The 3,995-nt window shown below is 62.1% G+C and carries 4 protein-coding genes; all 4 read left to right on the top strand.

What is annotated here, in order from left to right:
• On the top strand, positions 1–954 hold a 954-nt coding region (locus FJY68_13720), incomplete at its 5' end, for a glycosyltransferase family 4 protein (protein ID MBM3332883.1).
• The gene (locus FJY68_13715; protein MBM3332882.1) at positions 914–2,395 is read left to right on the top strand and encodes an MFS transporter; all 1,482 of its coding nucleotides are present in this window, start codon (positions 914–916) and stop codon (positions 2,393–2,395) included. The genes FJY68_13720 and FJY68_13715, both read left to right, overlap by 41 nt.
• Before the next feature lie 51 nt (positions 2,396–2,446).
• On the top strand, positions 2,447–3,547 hold the full coding sequence (locus FJY68_13710; protein MBM3332881.1) for an aminopeptidase: 1,101 nt from the start codon (positions 2,447–2,449) through the stop codon (positions 3,545–3,547).
• Positions 3,548–3,667: 120 nt separating this feature from the next.
• A partial coding sequence (locus FJY68_13705; protein ID MBM3332880.1) for an aminopeptidase occupies positions 3,668–3,995 on the top strand: 328 nt, incomplete at its 3' end.

Raw genomic sequence — 3,995 nt, 5'->3', positions numbered from 1 at the left:
AACCGTTCGTTCGCCCGGGTCTCGGTTGCGTGGCGGCCTGTATCCCAGATCCGGAAGTACTTCAACGAGGAGCGATTCGACGTGGTCCACGTCCACGGGTCGCTGGCGCCGACTCTGCCGATGGCTGCCATCCAGGCGTCGCGAGCACTCAACGTTGTCACATTCCACGCCGGGCATGACCAGAGCCTGGGGTATGCGCTGTTCCGGTCCGAGCTCAGGCCCTACTTCAACGCGGTCCAGGGTCTGATTGCCGTGTCGGAGACGGCGCGGGTATCCTGCGCCAAGTACTTCCCAGGGCCATACCATATCATCCCGAACGGTATCGACCTGACCTTCTTTCGTCCTGACGCGGGCCGCGTGCCCGGAACCGATGATGGTCGTCCGCGCATCCTCTTTGTCGGGCGATTCGAACCGCGCAAGGGGCTCAAGCATCTGCTCTCAGCGATGCCCGAAATCGTCCGGCACGTCCCGAACGTCGAGCTGGTCGTGGTCGGCACCGGCCTGCTCGGGTACTCCTATAAGTCGTATCTGCCTCCGGAGGTCCAGCAGCACGTGCGCTGGGCCGGGCTGGTGAAGAACGAGGAGCGACCTTTGTACTACGCCAGCTGCGACGTATACTGCTCGCCGGCGACCGGGCAAGAGAGCTTCGGCATCGTCCTGCTGGAGGCGATGGCGACCGGCAAGCCGGTCGTGGCGTCAGACATCGACGGGTATCGGTCGGTAATGACCCATGGCCGCGAAGGTTTGATGGTGCCGCCGGAGGATCCCCCGGCTCTGGCTCAGGCGATAGTCAAGGTACTGCTGGACCGCGAGGCGGCGCGCAATTTCGCCGCGAACGGGCTCGAGCGGGCGCAGCAGTACTCCTGGCCCAAGCTGGCGGAGCGGGTCGAGGCCTACTACGAAGAACTGGCGCGTGAATACCCGGTGCCGCGTTACGGTCGGAAGCGAGGCTGAGATAGACAAAGAGGAACAGGGCTCTTCACTTATCCAGCCCGGGGGCCCACTCGACATGGAGACCGAAACCCTGAGCGCTGAGTCGGAGATCGCCGAGACAGTCGCAGAAGCCGCCCGCACCAAGGGAAAGAGCCAGCTCTGGTCGGTGTTGAAGAACGCCGAGTTCCAGATCTTCACCTGGTCGCAGGCAGTATCGCTCTTCGGCGACAAGCTCGACTACATGGCGCTGCTGGCGATGATCGCGTTCTATGCGGACAAGTACGGGTGGCAGAGTTCTCGAGCAATTTCCTATCTGTCGGTCATCGTCGCGCTGCCGGTCGTCTTGTTCGGACCGCTCGCCGGCATCCTCGTGGACCGGTGGGACCGGCGCAAGGTGATGGTGGTTTGCGACTCGCTGCGGACGATACTGGTGCTGGCGGTGCCACTGGTCGCGCTCGCGACCTCGAATCTCTACCTGATCTACACCATCGCCTTCCTCGTCTTTCTCTGTGGGCTCTTCTTCAACACCTCGCGGATGTCCATTATCCCGAACCTCGTGGGCTCTGACCATCTGCTGGGAGCGAACTCGTTCATGAGCTTTGTCGGACGAGTCGCGACTTTCCTCGGGATGTTCCTCGGCGGTCTCATCGTGGACTGGAAGTGGTGGGCGCACGTCGGCATCAAGCCGGCGTGGACCGCGGGATTCTACATCGACGCTCTGAGCTACATGGTTTCGGTCTTCGCCCTTCTCATCATCTTCAGGCGATTGGGGAGCAAGTGGCACCAGAGCATCCTCGCCCGGCGTCAGGGTGAAGAGGTCAAGCTCTTCATCACCCAGCAGGCGCGCATGATTCATGAGGTCAGGGAGGCCTTCAACCTGGTGCGCGGACAGCCGTCGGTGCTCTTCGTCTACTGCTCGGTAGTCATGATGGTCATCCTGGGCGCGGCGGTCTTCGTGCTCTACATCCCGATTATCCAGGGGGCGAAGGAACTTGGCGCGGGGCTCGGGCTCGGGACGCAGGGCGTAGGTTTCGTCGGTGCTATCGGCTCGGTCGGCCTGGTGCTCTCGTCGATGGGCTACGGGCTGCTCGGACATAAGCTCAAGAAGCACATTGTGATGCTGACCTCATTTCTCGTGCTCGGGTTGGTGGGAGCAGGGCTCGCGGTCTCCAGGTCATTTGCGCCGGTCGCGCCCCTCGTCTTCATCGCCGGCCTGGCGCTGTCACCGGTCTACATCGGCATGGACACTCTGCTGCATGAGTCGGTGCCGGAAGCGGCACGGGGCCGGATATTCTCGACCCGCGACTGGCTGTTGCACCTGGCCTTTGCCGTGTCTGCGTTTGTCATCGGGCAGATGACAAACTTCGTATCCACGCGCCGGCTCCTCTTTGCCGTCAGCGCGATCATCGCCGTTGCCAGCATCGTCGGATTCCTACTGACGCGCGGCAAGAAAGTGGGGTAGGGGTAGAATGATGAATGACGAAGTCCGAATGACGAAGCTGGAGAGCGTGCTATGAATGACGTGCGTGTGCTCAGAATGGCGGAGACGATCGCGAAGTACAGCCTGAGCCTGAAGCCGGGAGAGCCGGTGCTGGTGCTCGCTTCGGTGCCGGCGCTGCCGCTGGTGCGCGAATTCTACGCCGCTGCGCTCAGTGCGGGCGCCCTGCCCTACTTGCGGACGCTGAACCCGGAACTCGACGAGGTGCTCTACCGGCTTGGTAGTGATGAGCAACTCCGGTTCGTGCCCGCGTCCGACCGGCTCGACGTCGAAACCTGCGCGGCCAGGCTTGCCATCCGTGGCGACGAGAACCTGGCCACGCTCGCCGGCGCGGACCCGGGACGGCTCGCAATCGGCCGCAAGGCACGCAAGCCGCTGATGGACATCTTCATGGAGCGCAAGGGCCGAGGCGAGCTCAAGTCCTGCCTGACTCAGTACCCGACGAATGCGAGCGCGCAGGCAGCCGGCATGTCGCTCGCCGACTATGCCGACTTCGTCTTCAGGGCCTGCTTCTGTGACCAGTCCGACCCGATTGCCGCATGGAAGGAGCTTTCGGCCGAGCAGCAGCGATTCGTGGATTTCCTCAACAAGGTGAAGACGCTGCGAGTCGAGGGGCCGGGTACGGACCTCACGCTGTCGGTCGAAGGCCGCAAATGGGTGAACTCCGACGGCAAGGCGAACTTCCCCTCGGGTGAGGTCTTCACCGGTCCGGTCGAGGATTCGGCCGAGGGCCGGATAGCCTTCGACGTGCCGACGCTCTTCTCGGGCAAGGCGGTAGAGGGCATCGAGCTCGAGTTCAGCGGCGGCAGGGTGGTGAAAGCATCGGCCGCGCGCGGAGAAGACATGCTCCAGTCAGCCCTCGATACCGATGAGCGGAGTCGCCATCTCGGCGAGTTCGCTTTCGGCCTGAACTACGGCATCGCGCGACCGACGAGGAACATCCTGTTCGACGAGAAGATCGGCGGGACCATACATGCCGCAATCGGTGCCGGCTATCCGGAGACCGGCAGCACCAATCGGTCCGGAATCCACTGGGACATGATCAGAGATATGAAGCAGGGGCGGGTGTATGCCGATGGCAAGCTGGTGTACGAAGATGGAAGGTTCAGACTCTAAGAGACTATGACCAATGTCAAGGAAGATGAAGTGGAAAAGTGGAAAGTGGCAATGACGAAGTTGGGCCTCGGACTTTGTCATTTCCCCTTTGTCATTGGTCGATTTCACCGGAGGTGAATTGTGGCGGACACGAGAATTGACAATCTGGCGAAGCTGCTGGTGCAATACAGTCTCAAACTGAAGAAGAACGATTGGGTGGAGATAATCGGTCCGTACAACGCCGAGCCGCTGCTCCTCGCCTGCCAGGTCGAGGCGCTCAAGGCCGGCGCGCACGTTTCAATGCGCGTGCTGCTGCCGGACTCGAACTACCTGTTCTACAAGCACGCGCAGGACCACCAGCTCAGTTTCGTCTCGCCGCTGGAGAAGCTCATGACCGACAAGCGGGACGCGATGTTGTTTGTTTGGGGCGGCTGGAACACGAAGGAACTGAGCGGCATCGACCCGAAGC

It is taken from the genome of candidate division WOR-3 bacterium (genome assembly GCA_016867815.1).
Classification (GTDB): Bacteria; Hydrothermota; Tepidihabitantia; order Tepidihabitantales; family Tepidihabitantaceae; genus UBA2258.
Note: the sequence above shows the minus strand (reverse complement) of the source record. Positions and strands in the feature narration are given on the sequence as shown.